Source organism: Cupriavidus sp. LA-1, from assembly GCF_055385985.1.
The window spans coordinates 1,643,638-1,670,540 of sequence record NZ_AP031388.1; the positions used below are offsets into that span (position 1 = coordinate 1,643,638).

At 62.9% G+C, this 26,903-nt stretch carries 22 protein-coding genes; 15 read left to right on the plus strand and 7 right to left on the minus strand.

Features of this window, described 5'->3' with window-relative positions; all coding sequences use genetic code 11:
- Window positions 1-185 precede the first annotated feature (185 nt).
- Window positions 186-833 carry a DsbA family oxidoreductase gene (locus ACZ5MJ_RS26635; RefSeq protein ID WP_464223913.1) on the plus strand — a complete coding sequence of 216 codons (648 nt, stop codon included), beginning with the start codon at window positions 186-188 and terminating at the stop codon, window positions 831-833.
- A 155-nt stretch (window positions 834-988) separates the two neighbouring features.
- Here ACZ5MJ_RS26635 and ACZ5MJ_RS26640 read toward each other — a convergent pair whose 3' ends face one another.
- On the minus strand, window positions 989-1,558 hold the full coding sequence (locus ACZ5MJ_RS26640; RefSeq protein ID WP_464223914.1) for an RBBP9/YdeN family alpha/beta hydrolase: 570 nt from the start codon (window positions 1,556-1,558) through the stop codon (window positions 989-991).
- Window positions 1,559-1,606: 48 nt separating this feature from the next.
- On the minus strand, window positions 1,607-2,452 hold the full coding sequence (locus ACZ5MJ_RS26645; protein ID WP_464223915.1) for a TauD/TfdA dioxygenase family protein: 846 nt from the start codon (window positions 2,450-2,452) through the stop codon (window positions 1,607-1,609).
- Window positions 2,453-2,677: 225 nt separating this feature from the next.
- Here ACZ5MJ_RS26645 and kce point away from each other — a divergent pair, with 225 nt between their 5' ends.
- Window positions 2,678-3,613: a 3,5-dioxohexanoate:acetyl-CoA acetone transferase gene (gene kce / locus ACZ5MJ_RS26650; protein ID WP_464223916.1), complete on the plus strand. Its 936-nt coding sequence runs from the start codon at window positions 2,678-2,680 to the stop codon at window positions 3,611-3,613.
- A gap of 55 nt (window positions 3,614-3,668) precedes the next feature.
- Window positions 3,669-4,415 carry an SDR family NAD(P)-dependent oxidoreductase gene (locus tag ACZ5MJ_RS26655; RefSeq protein WP_464223917.1) on the plus strand — a complete coding sequence of 249 codons (747 nt, stop codon included), beginning with the start codon at window positions 3,669-3,671 and terminating at the stop codon, window positions 4,413-4,415.
- A gap of 236 nt (window positions 4,416-4,651) precedes the next feature.
- On the opposite strand, the gene ACZ5MJ_RS26660 is transcribed toward ACZ5MJ_RS26655, so the two are convergent.
- The 5 genes from ACZ5MJ_RS26660 to ACZ5MJ_RS26680 form a co-directional block, all read right to left on the minus strand.
- A complete protein-coding gene (locus ACZ5MJ_RS26660; RefSeq protein WP_464223918.1) occupies window positions 4,652-5,809 on the minus strand; it encodes a porin in 1,158 nt (385 codons plus the stop codon).
- Window positions 5,810-6,186: 377 nt separating this feature from the next.
- Window positions 6,187-6,972, minus strand: coding sequence for a hypothetical protein (locus ACZ5MJ_RS26665; RefSeq protein WP_464223919.1), 786 nt, complete (start codon window positions 6,970-6,972; stop codon window positions 6,187-6,189).
- Between the two features lie 106 nt (window positions 6,973-7,078).
- Window positions 7,079-7,213 carry an efflux RND transporter permease subunit gene (locus tag ACZ5MJ_RS26670; RefSeq protein ID WP_464223920.1) on the minus strand — a complete coding sequence of 45 codons (135 nt, stop codon included), beginning with the start codon at window positions 7,211-7,213 and terminating at the stop codon, window positions 7,079-7,081.
- Window positions 7,214-7,570: 357 nt separating this feature from the next.
- Window positions 7,571-8,602: a YncE family protein gene (locus ACZ5MJ_RS26675; RefSeq protein WP_464223921.1), complete on the minus strand. Its 1,032-nt coding sequence runs from the start codon at window positions 8,600-8,602 to the stop codon at window positions 7,571-7,573.
- 40 nt (window positions 8,603-8,642) lie between these two features.
- A complete protein-coding gene (locus ACZ5MJ_RS26680; RefSeq protein ID WP_464223922.1) occupies window positions 8,643-9,176 on the minus strand; it encodes a hypothetical protein in 534 nt (177 codons plus the stop codon).
- 200 nt (window positions 9,177-9,376) lie between these two features.
- Between ACZ5MJ_RS26680 and ACZ5MJ_RS26685 the strand changes: the two genes are divergently transcribed.
- The 12 genes from ACZ5MJ_RS26685 (at window position 9,377) to ACZ5MJ_RS26740 (ending at window position 26,898) form a co-directional block, all read left to right on the plus strand.
- Window positions 9,377-10,741 carry a HAMP domain-containing sensor histidine kinase gene (locus tag ACZ5MJ_RS26685; RefSeq protein WP_464223923.1) on the plus strand — a complete coding sequence of 455 codons (1,365 nt, stop codon included), beginning with the start codon at window positions 9,377-9,379 and terminating at the stop codon, window positions 10,739-10,741.
- Between the two features lie 232 nt (window positions 10,742-10,973).
- Window positions 10,974-11,975, plus strand: a complete 1,002-nt coding sequence (locus ACZ5MJ_RS26690) for an ABC transporter substrate-binding protein (RefSeq protein WP_464223924.1) — start codon at window positions 10,974-10,976, stop codon at window positions 11,973-11,975.
- A 2-nt stretch (window positions 11,976-11,977) separates the two neighbouring features.
- Window positions 11,978-12,814 carry an ABC transporter ATP-binding protein gene (locus ACZ5MJ_RS26695; RefSeq protein ID WP_464223926.1) on the plus strand — a complete coding sequence of 279 codons (837 nt, stop codon included), beginning with the start codon at window positions 11,978-11,980 and terminating at the stop codon, window positions 12,812-12,814.
- Entirely contained in the window at window positions 12,811-13,686 is an 876-nt protein-coding gene (locus ACZ5MJ_RS26700; protein ID WP_464223927.1) for an ABC transporter permease, read from the plus strand. The genes ACZ5MJ_RS26695 and ACZ5MJ_RS26700 overlap by 4 nt, the downstream gene beginning before the upstream one ends.
- A 71-nt stretch (window positions 13,687-13,757) precedes the next feature.
- Entirely contained in the window at window positions 13,758-14,678 is a 921-nt protein-coding gene (locus ACZ5MJ_RS26705; protein ID WP_464223928.1) for a hypothetical protein, read from the plus strand.
- Window positions 14,675-16,150, plus strand: a complete 1,476-nt coding sequence (locus tag ACZ5MJ_RS26710; RefSeq protein ID WP_464223929.1) for a PstS family phosphate ABC transporter substrate-binding protein — start codon at window positions 14,675-14,677, stop codon at window positions 16,148-16,150. The genes ACZ5MJ_RS26705 and ACZ5MJ_RS26710 overlap by 4 nt, the downstream gene beginning before the upstream one ends.
- Before the next feature lie 50 nt (window positions 16,151-16,200).
- A complete protein-coding gene (locus tag ACZ5MJ_RS26715) occupies window positions 16,201-17,370 on the plus strand; it encodes a PstS family phosphate ABC transporter substrate-binding protein (RefSeq protein ID WP_464223930.1) in 1,170 nt (389 codons plus the stop codon).
- A gap of 177 nt (window positions 17,371-17,547) precedes the next feature.
- Window positions 17,548-20,460, plus strand: a complete 2,913-nt coding sequence (locus ACZ5MJ_RS26720; protein WP_464223931.1) for a TonB-dependent receptor — start codon at window positions 17,548-17,550, stop codon at window positions 20,458-20,460.
- Between the two features lie 155 nt (window positions 20,461-20,615).
- Window positions 20,616-21,671: a PstS family phosphate ABC transporter substrate-binding protein gene (locus ACZ5MJ_RS26725; RefSeq protein WP_464223932.1), complete on the plus strand. Its 1,056-nt coding sequence runs from the start codon at window positions 20,616-20,618 to the stop codon at window positions 21,669-21,671.
- An 88-nt stretch (window positions 21,672-21,759) separates the two neighbouring features.
- Window positions 21,760-23,052, plus strand: a complete 1,293-nt coding sequence (locus tag ACZ5MJ_RS26730; protein WP_464223933.1) for an ATP citrate lyase citrate-binding domain-containing protein — start codon at window positions 21,760-21,762, stop codon at window positions 23,050-23,052.
- A gap of 12 nt (window positions 23,053-23,064) precedes the next feature.
- Complete coding sequence (locus ACZ5MJ_RS26735) at window positions 23,065-25,788, plus strand: CoA-binding protein (protein ID WP_464223934.1); 2,724 nt, start codon at window positions 23,065-23,067, stop codon at window positions 25,786-25,788.
- 42 nt (window positions 25,789-25,830) lie between these two features.
- Entirely contained in the window at window positions 25,831-26,898 is a 1,068-nt protein-coding gene (locus ACZ5MJ_RS26740; protein ID WP_464223935.1) for a PstS family phosphate ABC transporter substrate-binding protein, read from the plus strand.
- The last annotated feature ends 5 nt before the right edge of the window (window positions 26,899-26,903 follow it).

Here is a 26,903-nt window from a genome sequence, read left to right on the forward strand (position 1 = left end):
CGACATTAACCCGCGTCGTTCATCCTCTCATGCTTGCGGGGACCACTCCGGGCGCAGCAGTGCGGCGTTGAATCCTCTCAGGGCAACCTGATCCGGATTTAGCCAGCCACTGGTACGTGCCGGAACACTGGCAGACCCTGCCGGCAGCCAGGCTGCCAGACCAAAGCGCCTCACTGGAAAGACAAATGACGCAAACACTCAGGATCGATTTCGTCTCCGATATTGCATGCCCGTGGTGTGCCATCGGCTTGTGGTCGCTCAAACAAGCGCTGGAGCAACTCGGGGACGAGGTGGATGCCGAAATCGCCGTGCATCCGTTCGAGTTGAATCCCGACATGCCGCCGGAAGGGCAGACAGTTCTTGACTACGCCAGCAGGAAGAACGGCAGCACCGCCGCGCAAGTCGCCGAGAGACAGGTGCTGATACGCGAATGCGGTGCAAGCGCGGGCTTCGCCTTTGCCCCCAGGACCCGCATCTACAACACCTTCGATGGCCATCGGCTGCTGCACTGGGCCGGGACGCAGGGCAAGAAGCTGCCGCTCAAGGAGGCGCTGCTGCAGGCATATCACGGTAGCGGCAAGGACCCCAGCAATCACGATGTGCTGCTGGAAGCCGCACTATCGGTGGGGCTCGATGCCACGCAAGGGCGACGCGTGCTGGAGAGCGGCGAATATGCTGACGAAGTGCGCGCGGAAGTGGCGGAATTCCAGTCGATGGGCATCAACTCTGTGCCATCGATCATTTTCGACAACCGCTATCTTGTCACGGGCGGACAGCCGGCCGAGTCCTTCGTGCAGATCATCCGCGAGGTGCTGGCGCAGCGGCAAGGCTGACGGCGGTACAGGCCAGGACAGGCCAGGACAGGCCCAGGAGGGCTCCGCCGCGTATCAACCCGCATACTGCGATGGAGCCAGCGAGGCAGGGCCAACGCTCATCAGCATTCCCTCGGCGCGCGGCGTCGGCTACCAGCGCCGCGCCGCGCTCCCGCTCAGAGTTGCTGAATGAGTTCCTCGGCCAGCGGCCACGGTCCATATCCATCCGCCGGTCCGAGATGCCCCACTTCCCCGGCATCGACGAAGCGGCTGCCCCAGGCCTGCGCCAGCTCGCGGATTCGCTCGAACTTCCCGAGCGGATCATTGCGGCTGCCAACCACGATGCTCGGGCATTGCAGACGCCGCCGCGGGATCGGGGTCCAGCCCTCGTCTGCCAGCGTTTGCGGATCCTTGTATCCGGCAGGCAAAGGACTGTCGAAGTCGGCCGGCCCGGCAAGCAAGACACCCTGCACGGCGCGCTCTGTCTGCTGTGCCCAGTGAACGGTGATCAGGCAGCCCACACTATGGGCAACGAGGATGACCGGTCCCGCAATGCCGCTGACGACACGTTCAAGGTTCGCCACCCTGGCACTGCGCAATCTCTTGTCCTGATCAATCTGGGGCACGATGCGCACCGCTCGTCCCTGCTGCTGCAAACGCTCGGCCAGCAGCGATTGCCAGTGCTCCGGCATGTGATCGCGAAAACCGGGAACAATCACAACCGTTGGCTGATTTCCGGATGCCATGGGATTCATACTCCTCGTTTCAGGTGATTCTTCCGGCCCTCTGGCGAGTCAATAGGGAATATCGCCCACGATGCCGGCGCGCTCCAGCTTGCGCGGTGCCGGGTAGTAGTCGTTGACGGCGTAGTGCTGCGTGCTGCGGTTGTCCCAGACCGCAACGTCGCCCTCCTGCCAGGCCCAGCGCACCTGGTATTCGGGAATGGTGGCGCGGCTGGTCAGGTAGTTGAGCAGCAGCGAGGCGCCGGGCGACTTGTCGATGCCGTAGCGCACGTTTTCCGGCGTGCTGTAGTTGGTGAAGTGCGTCGTGAACGAGGCGCCGACGAACAGGATCTTCTCCCCGGTCTCCGGATGGGTGCGTACCACCGGATGCTCCACCGGCGGATGTTCCTGGGCCAGCTTTGCGCGGTTTTCCGGCGTCATGACCGCACCGAAGCTGTGCTCGATGCTGGCCCTGGCGCGCAGGCCGTCAATCTTCCGCTTGATCTCTTCCGGCAGTTCCTCGTACGCCTTCACCATATTGACCCAGATGGTGTCGCCGCCGATCTCCGGACATTCGATACAGCGCAGCACTGCTCCCATGGCCGGATTGGGGCGCCACAGGCCGTCGCAGTGATAGCTGTTCTCGTAGCTGTGCGGGTTGTCGCTGCGGTAGACCTTCACCAGGCCCGGATGTTCGGGAACACTGCCGACGACCGGATGGTCTTCCAGCTTGCCGAAGCCGCTCGCGAAGGCCACGTGATCGGCGCGCGTGATCTCCTGCTTGCGAAAGAAGATAACCCTGTGCTTGAGCAGCGCCGCCCGGATCTCGGCAAAGAGCGCCGGATCGCGCGCCGCCTCGCCAAGGTTGACGCCAGAAATCTCGGCCCCGATGGCGGGGGTGATTTGCCTGATCTTCATGCCTTCGTCTCCTGCAGTTTGGTCAATCCGCGGACAGTTCAAGGTCCGATTTCTTGCCGGCCAGTATCTGGCGTTCCCGGCTTCCATGCTTACTTTGCCGGGACATTTGCTTGCCAATTTGCGACATTCAGGTCGCGGCTGCAGCCGGCGACGGCAAAGTTCCCTAACATTGCGTCGTCGCATGAAGCAGTTCATTCCCCAGCCAGAGAACGAAGGACATCTGCCATGGCAGCACCCCAGAGCAAGGTTATCGTCACGTGCGCCGTCACCGGCGGCATCCACACTCCGACGATGTCGCCGTATCTCCCCATTACCGCACGGGAGATTGAAGACGAGGCGGTTGCGGCAGCCGAGGCCGGCGCCTCGATTGTCCATCTCCATGCGCGCAAGCCGGAGAATGGCCAGCCGTCCCAGGACCCCGCGCTCTTTCGTGAATTCCTGCCGCGCATCGCGGCGCGCTCAGACGTGGTGATCAACCTCACGACGGGCGGCGCCCCCAACATGCTGGTCGAGGAGCGCCTCCAGCCGGCGCTGCAACTCAAGCCCGAAGTGGCGTCGCTGAACATGGGTTCGATGAACTTCGGCCTGTATCCGATGCTCGCCCGTCACAAGACGTTCAAGCACGACTGGGAGCGTCCTTACCTGGAGGGCTCCGAGGACCGCGTCTTCCGCAACACGTTCAAGGAGATCCGCTACATCCTGGAGTCATGTGCCGACAATGGCACTCGCTTCGAAGTCGAATGCTACGACACCAGTCATCTCTATACCGCCGCGCACTTCGCTGACCGCGGCATCCTCAAGGCGCCGTTCTTCATCCAGTCGGTGTTCGGCCTGCTCGGCGGCATCGGCACGCATCCCGAGGACGTCATGCACATGCGCCGCACCGCCGAGCGGCTGTTCGGCAAGGACTACTACTGGTCGGTGCTAGGCGCCGGCCGCAGCCAGATGCCGATTGCCTCGATGGCGGCTGCCATGGGCGGAAACGTCCGCGTGGGGCTGGAGGACTCGCTCTGGGATGCCCCGGGCCGCCTGTCGAAGAGCAATGCCGACCAGGTCAGGCGCGTCGTTGGCGTCCTGAAATCGCTGAACCTCGAAGTGGCCACGCCGGACGAGGCGCGCGACATGCTTCAACTGAAGGGCAAGGGTGCTGTCGCGTTCTGAACATCTGCCCCAGGCTCACGAATCGCTTCTATTAACTCCCCCCGAGGAAACTCTCATGTCTCATCCTGTTGTCTTGATTACCGGTGCGACGGCTGGCATCGGCCGTGCGACGGCGCTTGCCTTTGCAGCCAGAGGCGCACGACTGGTCTGTTCGGGGCGGAACGCTGCTGCCGGAGAAGCCCTCATTTCGGCACTGCGGCAGACGGGTGCGCAAGCGGATTTCGTCGCGGCAGATGTCAGCCGTGAAGACGATGTCATCCGTCTTGTCGGCCATGCCGTCGAGCGCTTTGGATGCCTGGATATCGCAGTGAACAGTGCCGGAACGGAAGGAACACCGGGATCGATCGTCGAGCAGACAGTCGAGTCGTACACGACGATCTTCGATGCGAATGTCCTTGGAACGTTTCTCTGCATGAAGCACCAGCTGCGCGCGATGATCTCGCAGAAGCGTGGGGCGGTTGTCAATCTCTCCTCCACGATGGGCAGCCGCGGCAACCCGCGCAATCCGATGTATGTGGCAAGCAAGCACGCGATCGAGGGCTTCACCAAGTCGGCAGCGCTCGACGCCATCAGATCGAACGTCCGCGTCAACGCCGTGGCGCCAGGCCCGATTGAAACGGAAATGCTCGGACGCCTTGCCGGCGGCGCGGATCAGATCGCTGCTGTCGCCGCAACCATCCCCGCCGGACGCGTCGGCACGCCGGAAGAAGTCGCCGATGCGATCGTCTTCCTGGCATCCGACCAGTCCACGTACATCACGGGTCAGATCCTTCACGTGAATGGTGGGAAGACAGCCGCGTAGTTTCCAAGGCACGGCCCCGGACCGGACTGAGTCGGTTGGGGCCGGGAAGCGAGCGGGAACTGTTTGCAGTAGTGCGAAGCGCGAGAGGAAGGCCAGTGCGCGCCCTGGTTCGCGAACCCCGGCATGGGGCGCTCAGCGCTTGAAGATCGAATGCCTCATCTGAGATCGGAAACCCACGCTTGACGTGCCACCCCCCACTTCAACGGGAGCGTGACACGCCGTAACCATGCAGGCCCTCAGAACACGTGACGGATCCCCACAGCAACGCCAAACATCGAGGTCTGGCCATTGGGGAGCACGTAAGTATTCGTCGTAAGACTGGTGGCGAAATTGCTTGCCGCCGATTCCATGGCCAGGCCAGCGTTCTTTGAATAGGCCGTGGTCAGGTAGATATCGGTACGCTTGGAGAACGAGTAGTCTGCAATCAGGGCGATCTGCCAGGGGTTGGCAACCTGCGTGTTACCACCCAGGTTCTTCACGTTCTGGTAGTCGTACTCGAGCGTGAAATCGAGCGTCGGCGAGAATCGGTATTGACCGCCAATCCAGTAGAAATCGTCACGTTGAATCAACGTGCCGTTCTGATTCCTGTTCTGGCCCCAGCGGTAGCCGCCCATTACCTTCGCCGTGCCATTGATGGCGTAGCTGGCCATGACGGCAGCCTTCTTGAAGGTACCGGTGCCAGTGCCGATCGTCGGATTCCACTGGTCATAGGCCAAGCCTACCCCGAACGGCCCGGCAAGATAGCTCAGCCCCGCGCCATAGGCAGAGTCGCGGCGGGACTGTCCTGGCACTTCACCGTTGCCACCTGCAGCCGGGACGGTGGCAATGACCTGCGGAAGGGCCGTGCCCACGCCAAACGACCAGTTTGCCATTGCCGTGAGCCCCCCGAACACGCCGGTGTACTTCGCCGCGTTGTCTTCGCGGAAGTTGGCACCGGCCATCACGCCGGTAGGCTCATACTGGGTCGCATAACGGGCCGGAATAAAGTTGGCCAGCGTGGAGAAGATCGACGTGTATTGCCGGCCGAAAGTGATCTGGCCGTACTTCGAGTCAAGGCCAACAAAGGCCTGGCGGCCAAACAACCGGCCACCCTGTTGCATGTTGCCTGTATCGGCGGCGAAGCCGCTCTCAAGAACAAAAACCGATTTCAGCCCGCCACCCAGGTCTTCCGTGCCGCGAAGACCCCAGCGGGAGCCGGAGTATCCACCTGAGTCTTCGCGGAATACTTTGCCACCCTGGCCCGGATTGAATCCGTTACTGGCCTGCGGCACGGCACCAACGTGGTTAACGTACTCGACGTTTACGTCCATCACGCCGTAGACCGTGACGCTGGATTGCGCTTCGGCTGCGCCACACGCAACGACAGCGGCGAGGGCAAAAATCGTTCTTTTCATCTACTCGTTCCTCCTTGGCCCATGTTCTGATTTCATTCTTGCAATGCTGGGTCACCATGACATGCCATGTCAGGGTGCTGGGCCAGTGTCTGATGCCTCCGGCTGGTCGTGCTTGTTTTGCTGCGACTTTGAATTGCTGATCCGCGACACATTGGGGTACACCCTTAACCTCAGGTGCTGTCGCTGCCTTGGCAGCCACGAGAGCCAGAGCACACCTTTTGCTGAGGCAGACGGACGAGTGCCCGGACCCCTAGGGGGTGAAGACCGGCGTTCAAAATCCGGGTGGCATCCAATACCGTGACCTGGCATCGCTGGCATCGCTGGCATCGCTGGCGCCGTCAGCCACTCGCCCGTCGTGTCGAAGCGCGTCATGCGGACTAGGTAGTGATCTGCAAGCCGAGATAGACCAGCACCTGCCGCCTTTCATCGGAAGCCATGCCAAACTCGTGGCCCACTGCACCTAGCAACGTGTACGAGTCATTGATTTTCCAATGCATGCCAAGATTCAGCAGCGTCAGATGGGTGCCGGGTGCCTGCGCCCTGCGCACCTCGACAATGCATTCGGCTCCTGCTCCGCAGCCGTGGCCGGCGACAATCCCGGCAACCCATTGGTTCGCCCCGCCGCCCGAAACGAAGTTTCGACCGACCTCGGTAGCGATGCCGAAGTCCCCAACGTCGGTGGCAACCTCAAGCGGGAGAAAGAAGTCATGCCCCCCGCCGGTGATGCCACGCCGAGTCGAGGAGTTCAGTAGGCTGCGGCTGTATTGCGGGTAGGTCGACACCGAGAAGCCCGCATGCTCTTTGTCGATGAAGCGCCATTTCACGCCGAAGTCGGTCGTACCAAGACCGGATTTCCGACCCTGACCATCCTCATGGACCGTGACCCACGGGACATCGAGCTTGAGTTGTACATGGTCACCCCAGCCGTAGTTGATGTCCGCGTCGGGTGCGGCCAGCTCCAGGCGACCTCGTGTACGGGTCGCAATCGCCCCAAGGTTGATCTCCCAGTGGCCGTCGCCGGGTGTTTCAGGGTCGTCAGTAACCATCGGTGGCCCGCCCTGTGCCAACGCGGGCCCGGCAATCGCTGTTGCGACAATCAGCGCCAGCCAGCGCACCGTGCTGCGCAGGCCCGTCGCGACTTCGTTGGTAAATTGCTTGTGCATAAACGTCCCTTGCGTTGCTGATGGAAATCTGCTGGGCCGCTCAGAACTCGGCCGGAATCGTCGGCACGGGTCCCGGCTGCGCGCGCGGCACGCCTATCCCATCAAATCAGAGTGACAGCACCGGGATGGTGAACAGCGTGATCAGCTGCGAGTGCAGCAGGCCACCGACAACCGAGACGCCTGGTGGCTGGCACAGTTCAGGCCCCGCACCGATGCGGAATGCGATCGGTCGCGCGTGCATGTGTAATCAGTCTGACTGTCAAAACATAGGACTGACATAGGCATCATTCCCTTCTCCGCCAAACGCATTCTTGCTGAACGACAGGGGTGCCGGGCGAGATCGGAGCCAGGCGCCGCGAAGGCGCGTCAGTACCGCGGATGCATCGGAGTTCTTCGCACAGTCGTTGGCGTTAGCGATCCGTGCCGCCATTGCACGCGCTTTCGCGCCTGCGGCACCGAGGCATAGCAGGGCGGTCTACGCGAACAGGCGGGGAATTCGCAGCATTGCCTGTGCCTGGAGATACGCAAGAGGTGCCGCCGGATTGGCAGCACCTCCTGGACCGGGGCGTTATGCACCGAGCATTGCCCCCGGGTGCGGCTACTTCGTACCGGTGGGTACCACCTCGTACTGGAGGAGACCAGCCTTGGTCTGCGCAGAGCCGCCAACGGCCACATACAGCCGGCCCAGCTCTGGCACCAGGAACGCCGTCTTCGCACCCTTCTCCGACGGTACGCGCGCGATCTCCTCATAGTGGTCGGCATCACGCTGTTGGAACACCGCGACGTAGTCGTCACCGGCGGCGTAGATGCGCCGGTTTGCCGCATCGAACATCATGCCGTTGGTGCGCCCGGGCGCGTCAAAGCTCGCAACCGATTGGCCGGTCTCGGTGTTCACAACGACGAGCTTGAACGGCTTGCGCGTAATCAGAAACAGTCGCTTGTTCTTCTCGTCGAGGTCGATCTGCGAGTTGTCCTTCCCTTCCTTGACTGGCCATGCTGCGAGCAGCTTGCCGGTCTTCTTGTCGAGTACCGCGATCTCCGCCTTTCCCGCGACATTGACGAAGACGCGCGATCCCGCTTGTTCGGCCACGATACCTTCTGTGAAGTCGGTGTCGAAGGTGGTTACCCCAAGCGGCTTTCCGGTGTCGACATCAACCCGCGCAACCATGGTCTTCGTCATCTTGCCGGGGGCGTTCTTTCCGCCGGTGACAAGCCACAGGCGGCGCGATGAGGCGTCATAGCTCATCACGTCCGCGCCCGGCGTCAGCTTGATCGTGTCGACCACCGCGTAGCTCTTGCCGTCAAGCACCTTGCTCAGACCCGCGCCGCTGTTGCTGACAAACAGGCGATTCGTCTTCGATTCATAGTGAATCGCGTGCGGCGTCTCCATACCCGTGACGGTTTTCACATGGGCGCCGCTGCGCAGGTCGAAGACCTCCAGCGTGCCTCCGTCCTCGCCGGCGAGGAACAGCCGGTTGCCCTTGACGTCGGCACCGAAGTGATCAAAGTCGCCCTGGTACGACGGCAGATCTGCGCGGCCAAGCAGCCGCAACGGCGCGGCGTCAGCGAAAGCCAGCGCGGGCGCTGCGAGCACCAGCGCTGCAACCAGCGCCCGGATATTCGTCTTCATTGGTAGGTCCTCATTCTGAAAGCAAGTGCAGGGCGTCTTCTTATTTGGCTTCGTCAAACAACGCGTTGTAATTCGGGATCTTCTTGGCCAACGCGTCGCGCAGCGCAGTGGATTGCTTCAAAAAGGAGATTTCCGGGCCGCTGGTGTTCGCGTTGGCCGGCGGATTCTTGAACGCGTAGACGACCAGGCCGATGTTGTTGCCCTTGACATCGCGCATTGGCATGAGTACGACAAACTTCTTCGGGTTGTCCTTGGTGCGGTTCCAGCGCGGGTCGACAATCGTGATACCCTTTTTGATGACGTCGATGTCATCCGGATCGTCGGGGTTGCCAATGCGCTCCGGGTAGGAGCCGGCGAACATCGTGAAGACATCGTTCGCCCCCGGGGGCGTTCCGTGCAAGGTGATGCTCAACAGTTCCGGGTGCTTGGTCATCGTTTCGTCGGACAGTTTCTGACCGTAGATCTTGTGCGACGGCGGCGTCCAGTTTTTGTCTGCGGCCCACGCGGCCGCGGTCCCAAAAGCGGCGACGCCGGTGAATACGGTTGCCAGCGCGAACTTGAAGAGCTTGCTCATGAAAGTCTCCGGTCATGAAGTGTGATTTATCGCCTCCGATCAATGGAAGCGTGAACGCAGTCTAGGGGCCGACTCTGTACGCTTCCTGTAGTGATCCTTAAAATTCATTCAGCAAGCCTGCGGGCCGATCGAATAGCATCGTTGGGAAACCCAACTGAGCGCGAAGGATTTTCGCCACGCCAAGAGATCGGAGCAATCGAATGAAGTCGATCGGTAGTCGCATCATCCTTTGGTATGTCATTACGCTGACGGCGACGCTCGCCTGTTTGTTCGTCGCGGGTCACTTCCTGCTTGACCGCTATCTGATCAGGCAGCTCGACGAACTCAACGAGGCACAGTTCAAGAACCTCAAGGCCACGCTTGGCAGGGACTACGCGCGGCTGACGCCGCCGGAGATTGACGATCGAATCCGGCAGGCGACCGAGTCGGCGTCCTCGCTGTTCTACATCGACATGCACGGTCCGATGACGAACCGCTTCTTCAAGTCGACGAACCTGCACGGGCATGCAATACCGGACATTGCCGGGGAGCGGGCGTATTCGATTGCCATCGACCACATCGGCGAGGTCCGGGTGAGCGAGTTTCAGCTGGCGCCGTTCGACGTCATCGTGGCGACACCACTGGCGCCAGTGCGCGAACTGATGTCGGGATACCGGCTTGTCTTCGTCGGCTTGCTGGGTACGGCGCTCGTGCTCAGCGTGGTGTTCGGCTACGGGCTGAGCAGGCTGATCCTCCACCCGGTGCGCGTGATTCAGGCGACCGCGAACCGGATCCGCTCCGACGATCTCAGCCAACGCATTCCGGTCGGCGACGTCAAGGATGAGATCTCGCAGCTGGCGGCATTCCTGAATCAAATGTTCGATCGCCTCGAGATGTCGTTTGCCGAGATCAGGCGCTTTGCCGCCGAAGCCTCGCACGAGCTCAAGACCCCCATGTCGCTGGTGGCACTCCATGCCGAGCGGCTCCTGGTCAGTGACGACCTGACTCAGCCACAGCGGGATTCGGTCTCGGTCATACTGGAAGAACTCGGCCGAGTGAACCGCATCATCGACGAGATGCTGTTCCTGTCACGCGCGGACGCCGGGGCAGTGCTCGTCGAGTTGCAGCCGCAGTCTCCGACGGAACTCCTGGGCGCTTTTGCCCTGGACGCGTCGGCCCTGGCCGAACACAGCGGCAAAGTCTTCACCTGGTCGCACCGCGGCGAGGGCGAGGTCAACATCGACGGACCGCGCATCCGACAAGTGCTGCTGAACCTGCTGGCCAACGCCCTCAGGGTTACGCCGCAAGGGGGCGTTGTTCACCTCGATTCGACACTGGCTGCAGGCACGTGGCGCCTGAGCATGGTCGACGAGGGCCCCGGCCTGACGCCAGACGAGTGTGAGCGAATCTTCGAGCGATTTGTGCGCTTGCCGTCACCAATGCAGGATCAGCGCGGCAGCGGCCTGGGTCTTGCGATCTCGCGCAGCATCGTCTTGATGCACAAGGGAAGGATCTGGGCGACCAGCCGCGATGTCGGCCGTGGTCTGCGGGTCGTCATCGAGGTTCCCGCCGCGCCTGCGGCGTAGCGCATCGCGTCGCCTCCTGCCTCTTCACGTGTTCCGGGCGCCCCCGCCCGCCGCCTGGCGCGGCGGGCGGAAACGGGCGTTTGGCGATTCCTCCGCGGGAAAACCCCAGCCCTGATCCAGCGCACCTGAATGCGCTTTTAGAAAGCGTTCACGTTCGCGACAGGCTGGTTGTCTAGTGTATGAGCACGGTCGAAACAGACCGACGCGCACGCAACCTGAGGAACGAGAAAACATGAATATCCGAGACAAACTACTGCTGTGTGCCGCCGTCGCCGGCGTGTTGGCCGCTGCACCCGCCGCGCATGCGGCAGACAAGGTGACCCTGATGGTCGGCGGCTACGAGAAAATCATCTACCTGCCGGCCAAGCTCGCCGAGGGCCTGGGCTACTTCAAGGCAGAAGGCTTGAATGTCGAGCTGCTCAACGAGGGCGCCGGCGTCGACGCCGAGAACGAGATGCTGGCCGGCGCCGTGCAAGGCGTCGTTGGCTTCTACGACCATTGCGTCGACTTGCAGGCCAAGGGCAAATACATCCAGTCCGTCGTGCAGCTCGCCCACGCGCCGGGCGAGGTAGAGATCGTCTCGAACAAGTACCCGCAGGTCAAGACCATGGCCGACCTCAAAGGCAAGACGTTGGGCGTCACCGGCCTGGGCTCGTCGACCAACTTCCTCACCCAGTACCTGATGGTCAAGGCCGGCGTGCCGCTTGGCCAGTTCACCTCCCTGCCGGTCGGCGCGGGCACGACCTTCATCATGGCCATGCAGCAAGACAAGATCCAGGGCGGCATGACGACCGAGCCGACGATCTCGCGCCTGCTCAAGACGGGTGAGGGGCGCGTGCTTGTCGACCTGCGCACCGCCGAGAAGACCAGGCAGGCGCTTGGTGGCACCTATCCTGCCGCATCGCTGTACATGCCCTCCGATTGGGTCGAGAAGAACAAGCCCACGGTGCAGAAGCTCGCCAACGCATTCGTGAAGACGCTGCGCTACATCAATACCCACAGCGCCGCCGAGATCGCCGAGAAGATGCCCAAGGACTTCTACGTCGGTGACAAGGAGGGCTACATCAAGGCGCTGGCCGAAGGCAAGGGCATGTTCACGGCCGACGGCGTGATGCCCGCGGGCGGCCCCGAGACGGTGCTCTCCGTTCTGGGCACGTTCTCGCAGAACGTCAAGGGAAAGAAGATTGACCTGTCGAAGACCTACACGACCGAGTTCGTGTCGAAGGTGAAGTGATCATGAGCGCAAATACGGCAACCTCGGGTCCGGCGATCGAGCTGATCAATGTCAGCCGCCGCTTCCTGACCCCTGACGGCAAGTCGATGACGGCCATTCGGGACTTCACCATGACCGTCGAGCGCGGCGAGTTCGTTGCCGTTGTCGGCCCGACCGGCTGCGGCAAGTCGACCACGCTGAACCTCATCACCGGCCTGGCGAAGCCATCGGCGGGCGAAGTCCGCCTGTTTGGCGGCCCTGTCAGCGGCATCGACAGCCGAATTGGCTTCGCCTTCCAGACCGACGCGCTCTTCCCCTGGCGCAGCGTGATCGACAACGTCGTTGCCGGTCCGCTGTTCCGCGGCATTGCCAAGGAAGAGGCCTATGCCAGCGCCCGCCAATGGCTGGCGCGCGTGAACCTGGCCGGGCACGAAACCAAGTTCCCGCACCAGCTCTCGGGTGGCATGCGCAAGCGTGTCTCGCTGGCCCAGACCTTCATCAACGGCCCGCAGATCCTGCTGATGGACGAACCGTTCTCGGCGCTTGACGTGCAGACCCGCGTGCTGATGCACGACGAACTGCTGCGCCTGTGGTCGCAGTCGAAGGCTTCGGTGGTGTTCGTCACGCACGACCTCGAAGAAGCCATCACGCTCGCGGACAAGGTTTATGTGCTGACCTCCGGACCGGCCACGATCAAGTCGGTCTACACGATCGACATCCCGCGTCCGCGCGTGGCGAGCGAGATTCGCTACGACCAGAAATTCATCGAAATCTCGCGCACGATCTGGAACGATCTGCGCGAAGAAGTGCAGCGTGGCGCCTCGCAAGAGGAAGCCCGCGTGGCGGAGGTAGCAGCATGAACAGCAATGTCACCCTCAACTCTCCCGTCGGCGTCTCAGTCCCGTCCGAGGCCGAGATCGAAGCCGCAGCCGCCCGCAGCGCACGCCGGCGCCAGCAGACTGTCTACTTCTGGCGTTATCTCATTCTCATTGTGTTCCTGGGGGGCTGGGAAGCGCTGGTGCGCTTCAGGCTGATCGACGAGTTCTTCTTCTCCAAGCCGTCGGACATCCTTTCCCGCCTTTACACCTGGGTCACCGAGGGCACGGCCGATGGGTCGCTGTGGTACCACCTGTGGGTCACCATGGAGGAGTCGATGCTGGGTTTTGTCACTGGCGCGGTCGCAGGCATCGTCGCGGGTATCGCGCTCGGGCGCGACCGCATGCTGTCCGATATCTTCGCGGTCTACATCAAGGTGATCAACTCGGTACCGCGCGTGGTGCTGGCCCCGATCTTCATCATGATCTTCGGGCTGGGGCTCACCTCCAAGGTGGCGCTGTCCTTTGTGATGGTGTTCTTCGTAGTCTTCGCCAACGCGTTCCAGGGCGTGCGCGAGGCCGACCGCAACCTGCTGGCCAATGCGCAAATCCTGGGCGCACGCGGCTGGCAGCTGACGCGCTCGGTCGTCATCCCGTCGGCCATGAGCTGGATCTTTGCCTCGCTGCACGTGAGCTTCGGTTTCGCGATCGTCGGAGCAATCGTCGGCGAGTTTGTGGGGGCGCGCTACGGTATTGGCTTGCTGATCAACATCGCGAAGGGCTCATTCGACGCGGCGGGGATGTATGCAGCGATCGTCATCATCATGGTCGTCGCGCTCGCGGCGGAGTACCTGATGACGCTGGTCGAAATGCGTCTGGCGAAGTGGCGCCCGGCGCCGCTGCAGGACACTCACTGAGTCCATACGTGCTCGCTGCGCGACGGCGAGCACGCCCTTCCCGCTGCGCGGTTCCAACCGCAGAATCAATCATGACGATCCACAGAAGAGGGCTCCGGGCATTGGCCGCATGGTTGCCGGCCTCCGCCATCGCCGCATTGGCGCTCGCCGCAGCGTCGTCAGCCCAGGCGCAACCCGCGGCGCAGCTACCCGTAAAGATCTACGCACAGGAGCTGGTCGACCGCACCGTCGCGCAGCATCCGGATCTGCGCGCGGTAATGATGCACGTGACACCACCCAACGCAACCGAGAACGTGGTCATCGCCTCGAGCATCGGCCGAATCGGCAAGCCTGCCGATACAGACGACCTCGATGTCATCGCCACCGGCAAGATGCGTGTCGCAATGGACCGCGGCAACAAGCGCATCGAAGTCGAGCTGCCGTTGCACGATGTCGGCGGCCAGACCATCGGCTCGCTCGGCCTGGTCTGGCGCTACCCGGTCGGCGGCAACCATGCCGAGTTCGAGCGGATTGCCAACACCGTCAGGGACTCCCTCGCCCGGCGCATCCTCAATGCCGCGAACCTGATGGAGCCTTACCCCTTCGTCCCCCTGGTGACGACCAAGTCGCGCGCCCAGACGCTGGTCGAGGAAGCACTGCAGCGCCACCCCGAGGTGACGGTGCTGGCATTGCGGGCCCTGGTTCCGCCGAAAAACGAACTGGTTCTGCTCGGCTCAACCTTCGGGCGTCACGGCAAGAAGGCGGATGCGGACGACATGAAGGTGCTGGACGCCCCGGCACCGATCACGGGCGTGTACTCGAACGGCAAGCGCTTCGGCGTGGACCTCCCGATCCACGACAGCACAGGGGCGGCGATTGGCACGATGAATGTAGGATACGCCTATCGCGGTGCCGAGGAGAACAAGAGGCTGGTGGCCCATGCCGTGGCCCTGCGCGACGAACTGCAGGCGCGCATCGCTGCCACACCGGCACTCGGGGAGATCGACCCATGATACCGACTTATCGTCGCAAGTTCGCTCCGCTACTGCTTGCGACCCTGCTGGCCGGGTTGGGCTGCAACACGCCGAGCGCGGCAGCGACGCCGAACGCCGAGGTCACAGCGCTTTCCAGCGTCGGCGACGGCGCGATGGGCCCGCTGATGGACGCGTGGTTGCAGGCATTGCACCAGCAGCGGCCGGATATCGCCCGCGGCCCGCGCTGGCAACATGTCAGCGATGCGGCGGCGATCGGCGCGCTGATGTTCGAGCTCGCGGACGTCGCGCCGATGACCCGCCCGCCTTTGCCGGCCGAGATCGCGCCCTATGCCCATCAGTTCGGCGGCGACATGATGAAGAAGCCGGTGCTCGTGCGCGTAGCACTGCGCGGCGGCAAACCGGTGTTCCTGGCATTCAACAAGCGGCCGGACTCGCCGCTGCCGCCGGCCGTTCTGGCGTTCGTCCGGTTCGCGCTGAGCCCGGCCGGGCAAGAGATCGTCGGGCGTCAGGCTGGCTTCGCGCGGCTGCCAAGCAACGAGATTGCGCAGGAGCTGCCCGTACTCGATGGCTACCTTGCAACGCTCGACCCGGCGCTGCCCCGCTACGCCGCGGGCGCACCGTTGCAAGCCGAGATCCGCAGCGTCGGCAGCGACGGCATGAAGTCGCTGATGGAGCGCTGGATGCGCGACTTCCGCGCACTGCAACCCGGCGTCCGAAAAGGCGACCGCTGGGAGCATCTCGGCACGCTGAATGGCTTCCATGCCCTGATGGCCGGCGAGACCGATCTCGCGCCAATGGGGCGCGAGCTCTGGCCGGACGAGGCGGCGGCGTTTGCGCAACTGAATGCCGGCCGCGTGCCGTTCGAGATCCGCGTCGCGAGGGGCGGGTTCGACACACAACAACGCACGACTGCACAGGCGGTATTCGTGAATGCGCGCAATCCGATCGAGCGCATCACGATGCAGCAGTTGGCAGCCATCTTCGGCCGCGCGCCGACCATCACGCGCTGGGGCCAGCTTGGCTTGACGGGAGAATGGGCCGACCGCGCGATCGCCCTGGACGTGCCATCCCTGGTGACGCCAAACGCCATGTCGATGCAAATCATGGTGCTGCGAGGCGGCGCCTGGAGCAGCACCGTGCGGGAGGCGTCCGTGGCCGACACCGCGAAAGCGATCGCGACCGACCCGGCAGCGATGGGCTTCGGCGGCTTCGAGGACGGCGGGGCGGGGATCAGGCCTGTGCCGATCGCCCGCGATGCAGGCAGCCTGGCCATCAGCGGCACGCACGAGACGGCGTCGAGCGGCCGCTACCCGCTCACGCGCTACATGTACATCCGCCTGCGGCACAACCCGGGCGAGCCGCTTCCTGCGGCGATCAAGGAGTTCTTGCGCTATGTACTGAGCCGGCAGGGACAGGAACCCATCCTGTATTCCGGCTACTACCCCTTGACGGCGCGCGAAGTGAAGGAAGAGCTTGCGAAGCTCGAATGAGCCGCCGAGCGGATAAAAAATCAAAGAACAACATTTGAGGAGACACGACGATGAAGAGGTCCATCAAGATTGCAACGACGGCACTGGCCGCTGCTGCCGCGCTCGCTGCGCTCGCACCAGCTCACGCACAGGCGCAAAAGGCCGCGACACCAATGCTGACGTGGGTAACCCCCGCGACCGAGTCGCACAAGCCGCAGACCGAAGAGCAGGCCAGGGAAGGGGCGCAGAAGGGACGCGAGTTACCGGCCCCTGAAGTTCTGCAGCCGACCCTGGACGCACAGCTTCCGGCCTACCAGCCGCGGCGTGACATCAGGATCAGCGGCACATTCAAAGGTGCGGCGTCCGATGTGCTCGTGGTCCTGGCCCAGAAGCTGATGGAGAAATTCAAGACTTACTATCCCGACGCCAGGCTGTCGATTTCGCCCCCATACGCTGGCAGCCTCGGGGCGATCGAACTGATCAAGGGCGATCTGGATTTTGTCTTCGTGTCGCGCGAGCTGAAACCCGACGACATCAGCAAGTTCAAGGCCAAGTTCGGCTACGACCCCCTGAGCGTGCCGATCTCGGGTGGCTCGTACCGGCACTTCGGCGCGCTCGACGCGGTCGCCTTCTTCGTCAACAAGGACAATCCGATCGAGCAGATTACGTTCAAGCAGCTCGACCAGATGTACTCATCGACGCACGCTCGCGGGGGCGCCGCGATCACCAAATGGGGTGATCTGGGCCTGACGGGTGAATGGGCCGACAAGCCGATCAACCTGCATGGCATCCGGCCGTGGAACGGCTTTGAGGAATTCGTGCGGCAGCGGGTTCTGAGCGCCGATGGCAAGCGTGGTGAATGGCGCGATGGCATCAAGTTCGAGAAGGTCGTATTCCCGATGGCCAAGGACGTCGCAGCGGATCGATATGCCATTGGGTATTCGGGCATGGCCTACATGGATGCGCCGGTCAAGCTCATTCCGCTCGTCGAGAAGGAAGGCGATACCGTGCAGGCGCCCACCTACGAAAACGTAGCGATGGCAACCTACCCGCTGAGCCGGCTGATCTATTTCAACACGAACAAGGCACCCGGCAAGCCGCTGAACCCAGCCCTGGAGGAGTTCCTGAAGTTCGTCCTGAGCCGGGAGGGTCAGCAGGTGGTGCTCGATCATGCGCGATATCTGCCGCTACGGGGGGCACAGGCGACGGCAGCTCGCGCACTGCTTGGCAGCAGCAACTGATCGCGCTGACCACCTGCTAGTCCAGATCGGTGCCGCTGCCCCAGGATCGGGAGGGTGAACGCGCTCTGCACGGTGTGCAGGTGTGGAGCGCGCGGAGGGCGGCGGAGGCACCAACCGAGCAGCACCCTGATGCACTAGGCCGGAATAACAGGCCGGGCGAAAATATCGGAGACAACAATGAAGCTGGCCAAGACAACGCTGGCGGTGGCTATCCTGTTGGCGTTCCCGCTAGCGCGGGCACAAGCCACGGACACGCATGCGTCCAGCGTGCAGGACAGCCAGGTCAATCGCAAAGGTGATTCCCAGCCCTATGCGCAGTACCTCGTGGACAGTTTTGCACGGCTGCATCCGCAGCTCGTCGGCATCGATTTGCATGCAGTACTTCCAGGGGCGTCGCAAAGTGCCATAGTGGCGTCGAAAACACCGGAGCGCGTCGGAACGGCGTCGGGCGCCGACGAGGTTGCCGTTTTCCGCACAGGGCACGCCAGGGTCGAGATCAATCTCCGGGCCGACCAGAATGCCGATGTCTCGCTGCCGCTTTTCGACATCTTCAGGCATGCCATTGGAACCGTGAAACTCACGTTCCCATACGTCGCCGGTACGGACGAGGAGGCGCTGGTCGAGCAAGCAGCGCAATATCGAAATGAGCTGAGCCGCCGCATTCTCGACCCGGAGAGCCTGACAGCACCAACGCAGCTCGACGAGCGTGTCGCAACACACACCTATGCCCAATTCCTGATCGACGACACGCTCGCGAAATTCCCGGAGGTGGAAGTCCTTGCGCTTCACGCCCGCACGCCAAAGACATCCGGCGGCTACCCTATCGTGGCATCGAACATCGGACGATATGGCAAGCCTGCCGAAGCCGGTGACCTCGCGGTTGTCGAGAGTGGCAAACCGCATGGCGCGGTAGACCCTCGAGGCGCGCGTTACGAATGGAAGGTGCCGGTTGCAGATACGACGGGAACGACGATCGGCGTGCTGGCAGTCGTCTTCCCCTACACGACCCGAACCGACCCCGCCAGCCTGCAACAGCAAGCCGAACGCATTGCCGCCAACATAGGCGGCCGCATTTCTCCTGCCAATGGCCTCGATGCACCTTACCCTGCGACGCGTACGCCGGAACGAAACGACGCTATCAAGGAGTACAACAAGCAGGAGCTTGCGAACGACCAAAGCCTGCCAATGACCAAGGAGGTCTCGTCCGGTCGCGAATTGAGCCAGACCCAGGGCGGCTACTCAGAAGCCATCAAGAACGTTGCGGGCCTGGTGGCCACCAACTCCGCGGGCAGCGCCAACGACGCGTTCGCCATCCGCGGCATCAAGCTCAACCTGTTCTCGAACTATCGCCTCGATGGTGGCTTGCCGATCACGGGCGTCATCACCAATCCGATCGAGAACAAGGACCGCGTCGAAACGCTCAAGGGTGCGAACGCGCTGATGTTCGGTGTCGCCAGCCCCGCTGGCATCATCAACTTCGTCACCAAACGCGCCGGTGAACATGATGTCTCCAGCGTTGGCCTGGCCGGCAATTCGTTCGGCCAGTACGGCGCCAACATCGACATCGGTCGACGGTATGGCCCGGAACGGCAGCTTGGTGTGCGCCTCAATGCATCGGCAACGCACTACGAAAACGGCGTACGCAACCTGGGTGGCGACGGCGAATTCTTCGGCCTCGGGCTCGACCTGCGCGCAACCTCCCGGCTCACTTTCCAGAGCGATTTCGAGTACTACCGCCGCCAGGTCCCGGAGCAAGCCGGCATTTCGCTGAGACCCGCCGTCAACGGCGTGGTGCCGATTACCCGGGTGCCGGACCCCAGGAACCTGCTCTCCGGCCGATGGGACCTCTACACCCCCGAAACCTTCAACTGGCAGGGCCGTGCCGACTACCAGCTGAGCGATGACTGGAAAGTGTTCACCCAGCTTGGCTATTCAGGCTCGGACCGCCACCGCACGACTGTGCGCATCTCTGGCTACGACCTGAACACTGGTGCCAACGGTCTGGTGAACCTACAGCCGGTCACGAACGAATATCGCAACCTCTTCTTTCGGACAGAAGTCCTTGGCCATTTCATGACGGGCCCGGTAGCACACGATCTGACGATTGGTGTCTCGAGAACATCGCGCTACTCCGTGGCCACGGACGTACAGAACGTCACGCTGCCGCAACGCCAGAACATCTTCGACCCGATCGTTCTCAACCCGCCCGTCTACACCAAACCGGGCGCGGCGAACCCGGCGCAAACCAGCACCGACGAGGCGTTGTACACCTACGACACGATTGCGCTCACGAAACGCTGGAAGCTGCTGGTGGGGGTACGTACCGTCCATGACATCGAGGAGGTTGGCTCCACCAGCTCCACGAGTCACGTGCTCTCGCCCGCCTACGGCGTGTTGTACGACATTCTGCCGACGACCACGCTGTTTGCCAGCTATATGGAAGGCCTCGAAGCCGGTGGCACCGCGCCTGCAAACGCCGCGAATGCGAACGTTATTCTGGCGCCGGCCATCTCCAAGCAAAAAGAGATCGGCATCCGCGACTCGTACTTCAAGGGACTCTCGATCAGCGCGTCCTACTTTGAAATCACTCGCGGCAATGCGGTGACAGATCCAGTCACCAATATCTTCGGTTACAGCGGCGATCTGTCTTACAAGGGCGTCGAGGCGACGGCGACTTACGAGATCAATCGAAACTGGAGAATCCAGGCCGCTGTCTTGCGACTGAAGGCACGACAAGACTCGCCGAATCAGCCGCTGATCAACGGCAAAGTCCCGGAGAACACGCCCGACTGGAACGGCAACATTGGCGTTGCATACAGCCCCACCGCGGTGCCTGGCCTCACCTTCCGCGGTGGTGTCTCGCTGATATCGAAGCGCCCGGTGAATGCGCAGGACCAGGGCTACATCCCCGGCTACAGCCTCTTCAATCTTGGTGTCAGCTACGCCACCCGTATCCAGGGGCGCCGCGCGTCGTTCCAGTTGGTCGTCGACAACCTCGCCAACAAACGGTACTGGAACTCCGTGACGGCGGGCACCTACGGTATCGGCATGGACCGCAGCATCAAGTTCAACGTCAAGTTCGATTTCTGATCAGGGAGCCGCGGCAGGGGGGTACGCATTCTTCCCTCGCCGCGCCTGATCCTGAACAAATCTTCAGGCCACGTTAAGCCTGCATTCGGCCAGCGCATATAAGGTGGAGATGATCACGCCTTACTGAGCGTTGACGCCCATACAAGGAGACATCCATGAGTAGGAAAGCCACCCTGACCCTCAGTATCGCGGCAGCCGTCTGCGCGTTGACTGCGGTACCCGCCCATGCGCTGAAGTACGCCGCGCCGGAGCATTCACTCAAGGCCGATTCGTCGATTCCGAAATGGAATCCTGGCCCGGTCGAAAGCAAGCCGGAAGAAGAGCTGGAGATCGTCGGCGCCGACATCATGGACGAAATGGTGATGGAGTGGACCAAGATCTATCGCAAGCAATACCCGCGTCTGTCGCTTACGATGGATCTGCGCGCTTCCGGCGCAGGCGCACCGGGACTCGTCTCAGGCAAGGGGCAGTTGGCGCCCGTCGGCCGTGAATTGTTCCCGGCCGAGCGTAAAGCCTTCGTCGACAAGTTTGGCTACGAGCCGCTCGAGGTCAAGGTGGCCACCGGCAGCGTCGGCTCGCTGGGCAAGACGGCCGCCAGCGTGATCCTGGTGGACAAGGACAACCCGATTGACTGCCTGAGCCTGCCCCAGCTCGATGCCATTTACTCCAAAACGCGCAAGCTCGGCTACAAGGAAGTCAACACGTGGGGCGACATCGGCGCCACGGGCGATTGGGCAAGCCGCCCGATCCACCTGTACGGGCTGAAGCCCGTCAACGGGATCGAGCAGTACTTCAAGGTCGTCGCGATGAACGGTGGCGAATACAAGGACAACATCCAGTTCGTCAAGGGCAAGGGCTTTACCCACGCCTTTACCGTGGCAGCGGAGGACATGGCGACGCACCCCGGCGGCCTGACTTATGCCTTGATGGCCAATGTCACGCCGAACGTCAAGGTGCTCAAGCTCTCGTCGACGCAAGGCGGCACCTGCTATGCGCCGACGGTCGAGAGTGTCTATTCGCACAAGTACCCGTTCAGCCGCTACGTCTACATCTACGTCAACAAGGCGCCCGGCAAACCGCTGGAGCCCAAGGTCAGGGAATTCCTGAAGCTGGTGCTGAGCCAGGAGGGCCAGCAGGCAGTGGCCAACGAACGCGTCTTTATTCCCCTGCAACCCGAAGTCGTCAAGGAGGAGCTGAAGAAGTTGGACTGACGTCCGGTCAAGGCAGCCGGCGGGGCACTCGGTGCGCCAGCGCCGCTGACGCTCCGCGGGCTCGCTACCCAAGACAAGAGGATTCCCAATGCAAATCACCGGCATGCTGCATGGTGCCCGCTTGCTCGAGTTCGTGGGCTTTCCGGCTACCGAAGTACTCGGCCCCGATGCCAGCGAAGAGGCGATCAGGTCCCTGCTTGACCGCCATGGTCTCATCTTCGTCAAGCCCGTGTTCAAAGGGGGCATCGGAAAGAAGGGCAAGGCGGGCCTGCTAGGGCGCGCCACCGACCTTCGCACAGCGCTCGCCGAGAAGGAACGGCTGTATTTCGCCGAACACGCTGTGGGCAATGTGCGGGCCAAGGCCAACGGCGTGACTTTCGAAGCCGGTGTGCCGGCCGAGCAAGAGGTCTACTTTTCGATCACCGATTCGACGCATTTCCGGGCCCCGACCATGACACTCTCGCACAAGGGTGGCATGGACATCGAGGAGATCGACAAACGCCACGTCGCCATGGTGCCTTTCGACCCGCTCACCGGAATGAAGGCGTTTGTGGTCGCTAACGCGCTGGCCGAGATCGGGGCGCCTCGGGAAATCATCTCCCCGCTGATCCAGCAGCTGCCCAAGCTGTGGGAACTCTTCCACAACTTCGGCATGACGACGCTGGAGCTCAATCCGATCCGGATGCGCGTCGACGCGGCCGGTCGGGTGACCCCCGTGGCCTGCGATTTCAAGTGCGGCTTCGATCGCGACGACCCGCGCTGGCTGCGCCTGAAGCTTCCGCCACACCTGTTCGCCGCCGACTACTCTGACTTCGAGCAGGAGATCAACCTGCTGCGCACGCACCAGGGGCAAAGCGATGTCTACGTCATCAACACCCAGGGCACGATACTGGCGCCAACCTTCGGCGGCGGCGCCAACTCGCTGGTCACCGAAATGTTGGGCGACGCCGCGATCATCAGCTCCGACTTTGGCGGCAATCCGCCTTATGCCAAGATGAAGGAGGTGGCGCGCATCTGCTTCAAGCACTGGCTCAAGCAGAGCAATGTGCTTTTCATCATCGGCGGGAAAAGCAACAATACCGACATCTACCAGACCCTGGGCGCGATCGCTGACGCGCTGCGCGAGCACTTCAGCGTGCACGGGGCCACACCACTGTATGTCGTGCTCGGCCGAGGCGGCCCGAACCTGGTGCGCGGCATGGGAGCGTTGCGCGATACCTGCGATGCGCTCGGCCTGCCCTATCGCCTGTTTGGCTTCGACTCTGACATCAGCGAGGTGATCCAGTTCGCCAAGCAGGTCGACCACTGGATGCGCGCCGGCGGGCGGCAGCGGGTCGCCCAGCGCCTCGGCATCCCGGCGCAGAACGTGCCTTCAACCTGACCGTAGACCGCCATGCATTCCAGCCTCCATCGACAGGGCGTCGGCCCTTTCAAGTATTACGTGGGTATTAGCTCCCTGGCCGAGATCGCCTCGCGCGACGACCGTGTTTGCGTACTCAACATCCTGGGCGGCGAGTCGAGAGAGGTGACGCCCGTCAGCCACGCCTTCTCGGGCGGCAACGTGGTCTGCGGCACCGCCGCCGGCAAGGGCGGCGCCGTTCTGCCGACTCCGGTCGGCAACATCCCGGTCTATGACAACGTGCGCGACGCGCTCGCCGCAGGGCATCGCTTCAACTGCGGCGTCGTCTACCTGCCGCCCACTGCGGCGCGCGATGGCGTGGCCGAGCTGGTCCGAATGAACCCCGAGCTGCGCAAGATATTCATCATCACCGAGAAGATCTCGGTTCGCGACGCACGCGAGATTCGTGCGATCGGGCAGCAGAACGGGATCGACATCTTCGGTGCCAACGGGTTGGGCGTAGCGGATGCGTGGAACAGGGTGCGCATCGGCGGCGCGCTTGGTGGCGACCGTCCCGGTGACGCGCTGCGCCCGGGCTCGATCGCGATCTTCTCCAACTCGGGCGGCTTCTCGACGACGATCGCGCAGTACCTGCGCATGAGCGGTTGGGGGACCACCACCTTGATCTCGAGCGGCAAGGACGTCTACATTCACTACGCCGCGCCCGAGTTCGCATTCGCGCTGGCCAATGACGCGCGCAGCAAGGCGGCGGTGCTTTACTGCGAGCCCGGGGGCTACTACGAGCTGGACGCAAATTTCACGAAACCGGTGGTGGCCTGTGTCGTCGGCCGATGGAAGAGCATGCTCACGCGCGCCGTGGGACACGCAGGCGCAATGGCTGGCGGTAACGATGATGCGCAGGCGAAGGAGCGCTGGTTCATGGAGAAATTCGGCGTGGATGCGGTCTTTACGCCGGACCAGCCAGTCGCGTCGGCCAAGGGCGCGGTAGTTTCCAACATCGCCCACATACCCGCTGCATTGACGGCAGTCATGCGTGCCAACGCCACGCTGCCGGACTTTCCGGCCGAAGGAGATCTGGCGCTCAAGCCGTGGTTCGGCTCCGACGAAGGACTGGATCCGCCAGACGCGCTGCGTCCACCGGTTGTGCCGGCGCCTGCACCCTACAAGGAAGAAATTGCCTCGCTCAACACGCGAATCGGATGTGTCACGGCACGCCAGTCCATGAAGGATGCTTCCGGGGCGTCACAGATGGACCCGAAGACGCAGGTGAGCAGCTTGCACGGCACGAGCATGCTCCACGCCGCGACACTCTCCCTGGAGTCCAACGTCGCGCTGGCGCTGGTGCATGACATTGGCGGAGAGAATGATCACAAGTTGATCGCCGCGACGGTCGCCGCCTACGTCAACCTGCATGGCTCGCCGGCGCTCGCCGCGGCGCAAGCCAGCCGGGACGCGGGAAACCCGCCGAATACGGTGCTCGCGGCGGCATTGGCGATCATCGGGCCGAAACGTCAGCAGGCCGCTCGCGAAGCACTCGAGTTCATGCTCGAACGCTTCCATGCCGCCGGGCTGGGAATGGAGTTCGGTGCCTCGCTGAGTGACAGCTTCGACCTGACGAAGGTCGAGGTGGGTGCCTATACCGGAATGACACGCGGCACACCGGATGCCAAGGCCGTGGCGCTGATCGCCGGAATTGAGGCGCGCGGCGGGCGCTCAGTCTTCCTCCGCTGGCTCACGGCGCTGCCGGGTCATCCGACCGAGGCAGCGGTGTTGGCGGCGGTTTCCGCGACGCTCGCGTGGGGTCCGCTGTCGCGCAAGCGGATCTCGCGGACCACGGCCCTGAACTTCCCCTGGTGGCTACAGCTGTTCGGCACCCTGATAGGAGCCTCTGCCGACGCTGCGATGCACGCGCCGTTTCACTTCGCGGGAATAGACGAGGCGACCTTGATCGGTTCGCTGAGCCTCAGCGAGACTGCCTTTGCGGCGCTGCTCGGTGACAAGCCGGAGAAGAAGGACTTGTTTGCCTTCGAGACGATGGTTGGGCTATTGCTGACCAACGGCCCGGGGGCCATCTCGGCGCAGGGCGCGAAGGGCGCGGTATCTGCTGATGGCCCGGAGCAGCCCGAGCGGGTGCAACTGAACAAGGCACTGATCGGGTTCCTGACGCACACCGGCTACGCGCATGGCGGCAACGGCTACGAGGGGATTGCCTATCTGGTCGAGCAGTTCAAGGATAGCGGCCTGCAGGATCCCGGGCGACGCGACCACGGCATCGACCTGCGGGCATTGGCGGCAAATGCTGTGAGTCGCTACGCAGACTACAAGAAGCAGAAAAAGACACAAGGCAGCTTGGACATCGCCAAACTGCCCGGCGTCAACCACCCGGTGTTCAAGGATAAGCCCGTCAATTTCGATCCGCGCGAAGTCTTCATCGCGCAGCTGTTCGACATACGCGGTGAAGCCAACGTGTTCCACCAGTTCTACCGTGAACTCGTCCAGCAACTCCATGCGGCCGGATTGTCGCGCAACGTCCCCTGCGTAAACGTCGATGCGGTCATCGCCGCGTTGCTCCTGAAGATGCTCTGGAAACCCCTGCAGGCGGGAACCATTGGAGCGCGGGAGCTGGAGACCGCAGCATTCACGATTTTTCTCTATCCGCGAATGCTGGGTTGCGCGGCGGAGATCGATGACCACCTCAATCGCGGTCGCAATATGGACACCCGGACCCCGGCATCGGACTGCGCCTTCGTGGCATAGGCAGTCCGGCCCGGCGATTCCGCATCAAATGACAAGAAACGCATGAGACTCGCATTTCCGATCCGGCGATCGCTCAGGCAAGCCCGACTCGCGATTGCCCTCGGCTTGCTCCTGATCGCCGCGGGGGACCCGGCCATGGCGGCTGGCTTCGAGTCGACCGTTGACAGTCGATTACCGCAATTCGAGCCGACACCGCTCTCGGCTCCCGAAGGCGCCGCCTACCAGGCAGCAGACGGAGCCATCCGCATTGTCGGCTACAACGACATGCGCGGCATTCTTGTCAGGATCAGTTCGCTCTTTCGGCGCGCGCATCCGGGGTTCAGATTTGAATTGATCCTCAAGGGCACCCGCACCGCGCCCGATGCGCTGGCCCGCGGAACGTCGCTTATTGCCCCGATGGGCGCCGAGTTCTCCGACGCCGAACTGGCCGACTACACCAGGCTGACCGGCACCACCCCGATCATGTTCCGGATTGCCCATGATTCGCTGAATCCGGCCGCCTTGTCTGCACCGCTGGCGATCTTCGTGGATCAGCGAAACCCGTTGGCCAGCATCAGCCTGGATCAAGTCGCCCGGGTGTTTGCGGCTGCCCATGACCGAGGTCGCATTGCCACCTGGGATCAGCTAGGCTTGGGCGGCGAATGGGCTTCGCGCCCGATCCATCTGTGCGGCCTTGCGCCTTCGACGGCGCTGGGCCGCTTCATGCTGCGCCGTCTGGGCGTGAGATCGTTCGCGGAGGGGGCGGGCTTCACTCAGTCCCGGGACGCTGTTGCGTGCGTCGCCGCGGACAGGCTGGCCATCGGCTTCGCCGCCATGAATCGAGGCGTTTCCGGGGTCAGGGTGGTGCCGTTGTCCGAGCGCGATGGAGGCGCGGCATCTGCCGGCACGCGCGAGGACATTATCGCTAACCGCTACCCTTTGGATCGGCACCTCCTGATCTACTTGCGCACCGACAGCCGGGGGCGGATCGATCCGGTCGCCCGGGAATACATGCGCCTCGTGCTGTCGTACGACGGCCAGCGGGAAATTGCCAACGAAGCGCTCGGGTACCTGCCGCTGAATCCAGGCGAGTGCGCGGAGGAACTTCAGCGTCTGTCAGCGATGGACTGATACCA

What these genes read in the sequence shown, in the direction of transcription:
- ACZ5MJ_RS26735 (WP_464223934.1), top strand. Translation starts at nt 23,065, where the DNA reads ATGCATTCCAGCCTCCATCGACAGGGCGTCGGCCCTTTCAAGTATTAC.
- ACZ5MJ_RS26705 (WP_464223928.1), top strand. Translation starts at nt 13,758, where the DNA reads ATGACGATCCACAGAAGAGGGCTCCGGGCATTGGCCGCATGGTTGCCG.
- ACZ5MJ_RS26660 (WP_464223918.1), bottom strand. Translation starts at nt 5,809, where the DNA reads ATGAAAAGAACGATTTTTGCCCTCGCCGCTGTCGTTGCGTGTGGCGCA.
- ACZ5MJ_RS26635 (WP_464223913.1), top strand. Translation starts at nt 186, where the DNA reads ATGACGCAAACACTCAGGATCGATTTCGTCTCCGATATTGCATGCCCG.
- ACZ5MJ_RS26715 (WP_464223930.1), top strand. Translation starts at nt 16,201, where the DNA reads ATGAAGAGGTCCATCAAGATTGCAACGACGGCACTGGCCGCTGCTGCC.
- ACZ5MJ_RS26695 (WP_464223926.1), top strand. Translation starts at nt 11,978, where the DNA reads ATGAGCGCAAATACGGCAACCTCGGGTCCGGCGATCGAGCTGATCAAT.
- ACZ5MJ_RS26655 (WP_464223917.1), top strand. Translation starts at nt 3,669, where the DNA reads ATGTCTCATCCTGTTGTCTTGATTACCGGTGCGACGGCTGGCATCGGC.
- ACZ5MJ_RS26680 (WP_464223922.1), bottom strand. Translation starts at nt 9,176, where the DNA reads ATGAGCAAGCTCTTCAAGTTCGCGCTGGCAACCGTATTCACCGGCGTC.
- ACZ5MJ_RS26740 (WP_464223935.1), top strand. Translation starts at nt 25,831, where the DNA reads ATGAGACTCGCATTTCCGATCCGGCGATCGCTCAGGCAAGCCCGACTC.
- ACZ5MJ_RS26675 (WP_464223921.1), bottom strand. Translation starts at nt 8,602, where the DNA reads ATGAAGACGAATATCCGGGCGCTGGTTGCAGCGCTGGTGCTCGCAGCG.
- ACZ5MJ_RS26710 (WP_464223929.1), top strand. Translation starts at nt 14,675, where the DNA reads ATGATACCGACTTATCGTCGCAAGTTCGCTCCGCTACTGCTTGCGACC.
- ACZ5MJ_RS26670 (WP_464223920.1), bottom strand. Translation starts at nt 7,213, where the DNA reads ATGCACGCGCGACCGATCGCATTCCGCATCGGTGCGGGGCCTGAACTG.
- ACZ5MJ_RS26720 (WP_464223931.1), top strand. Translation starts at nt 17,548, where the DNA reads ATGAAGCTGGCCAAGACAACGCTGGCGGTGGCTATCCTGTTGGCGTTC.
- ACZ5MJ_RS26640 (WP_464223914.1), bottom strand. Translation starts at nt 1,558, where the DNA reads ATGGCATCCGGAAATCAGCCAACGGTTGTGATTGTTCCCGGTTTTCGC.
- ACZ5MJ_RS26665 (WP_464223919.1), bottom strand. Translation starts at nt 6,972, where the DNA reads ATGCACAAGCAATTTACCAACGAAGTCGCGACGGGCCTGCGCAGCACG.
- ACZ5MJ_RS26685 (WP_464223923.1), top strand. Translation starts at nt 9,377, where the DNA reads ATGAAGTCGATCGGTAGTCGCATCATCCTTTGGTATGTCATTACGCTG.
- ACZ5MJ_RS26725 (WP_464223932.1), top strand. Translation starts at nt 20,616, where the DNA reads ATGAGTAGGAAAGCCACCCTGACCCTCAGTATCGCGGCAGCCGTCTGC.
- ACZ5MJ_RS26700 (WP_464223927.1), top strand. Translation starts at nt 12,811, where the DNA reads ATGAACAGCAATGTCACCCTCAACTCTCCCGTCGGCGTCTCAGTCCCG.
- kce (WP_464223916.1), top strand. Translation starts at nt 2,678, where the DNA reads ATGGCAGCACCCCAGAGCAAGGTTATCGTCACGTGCGCCGTCACCGGC.
- ACZ5MJ_RS26690 (WP_464223924.1), top strand. Translation starts at nt 10,974, where the DNA reads ATGAATATCCGAGACAAACTACTGCTGTGTGCCGCCGTCGCCGGCGTG.
- ACZ5MJ_RS26645 (WP_464223915.1), bottom strand. Translation starts at nt 2,452, where the DNA reads ATGAAGATCAGGCAAATCACCCCCGCCATCGGGGCCGAGATTTCTGGC.
- ACZ5MJ_RS26730 (WP_464223933.1), top strand. Translation starts at nt 21,760, where the DNA reads ATGCAAATCACCGGCATGCTGCATGGTGCCCGCTTGCTCGAGTTCGTG.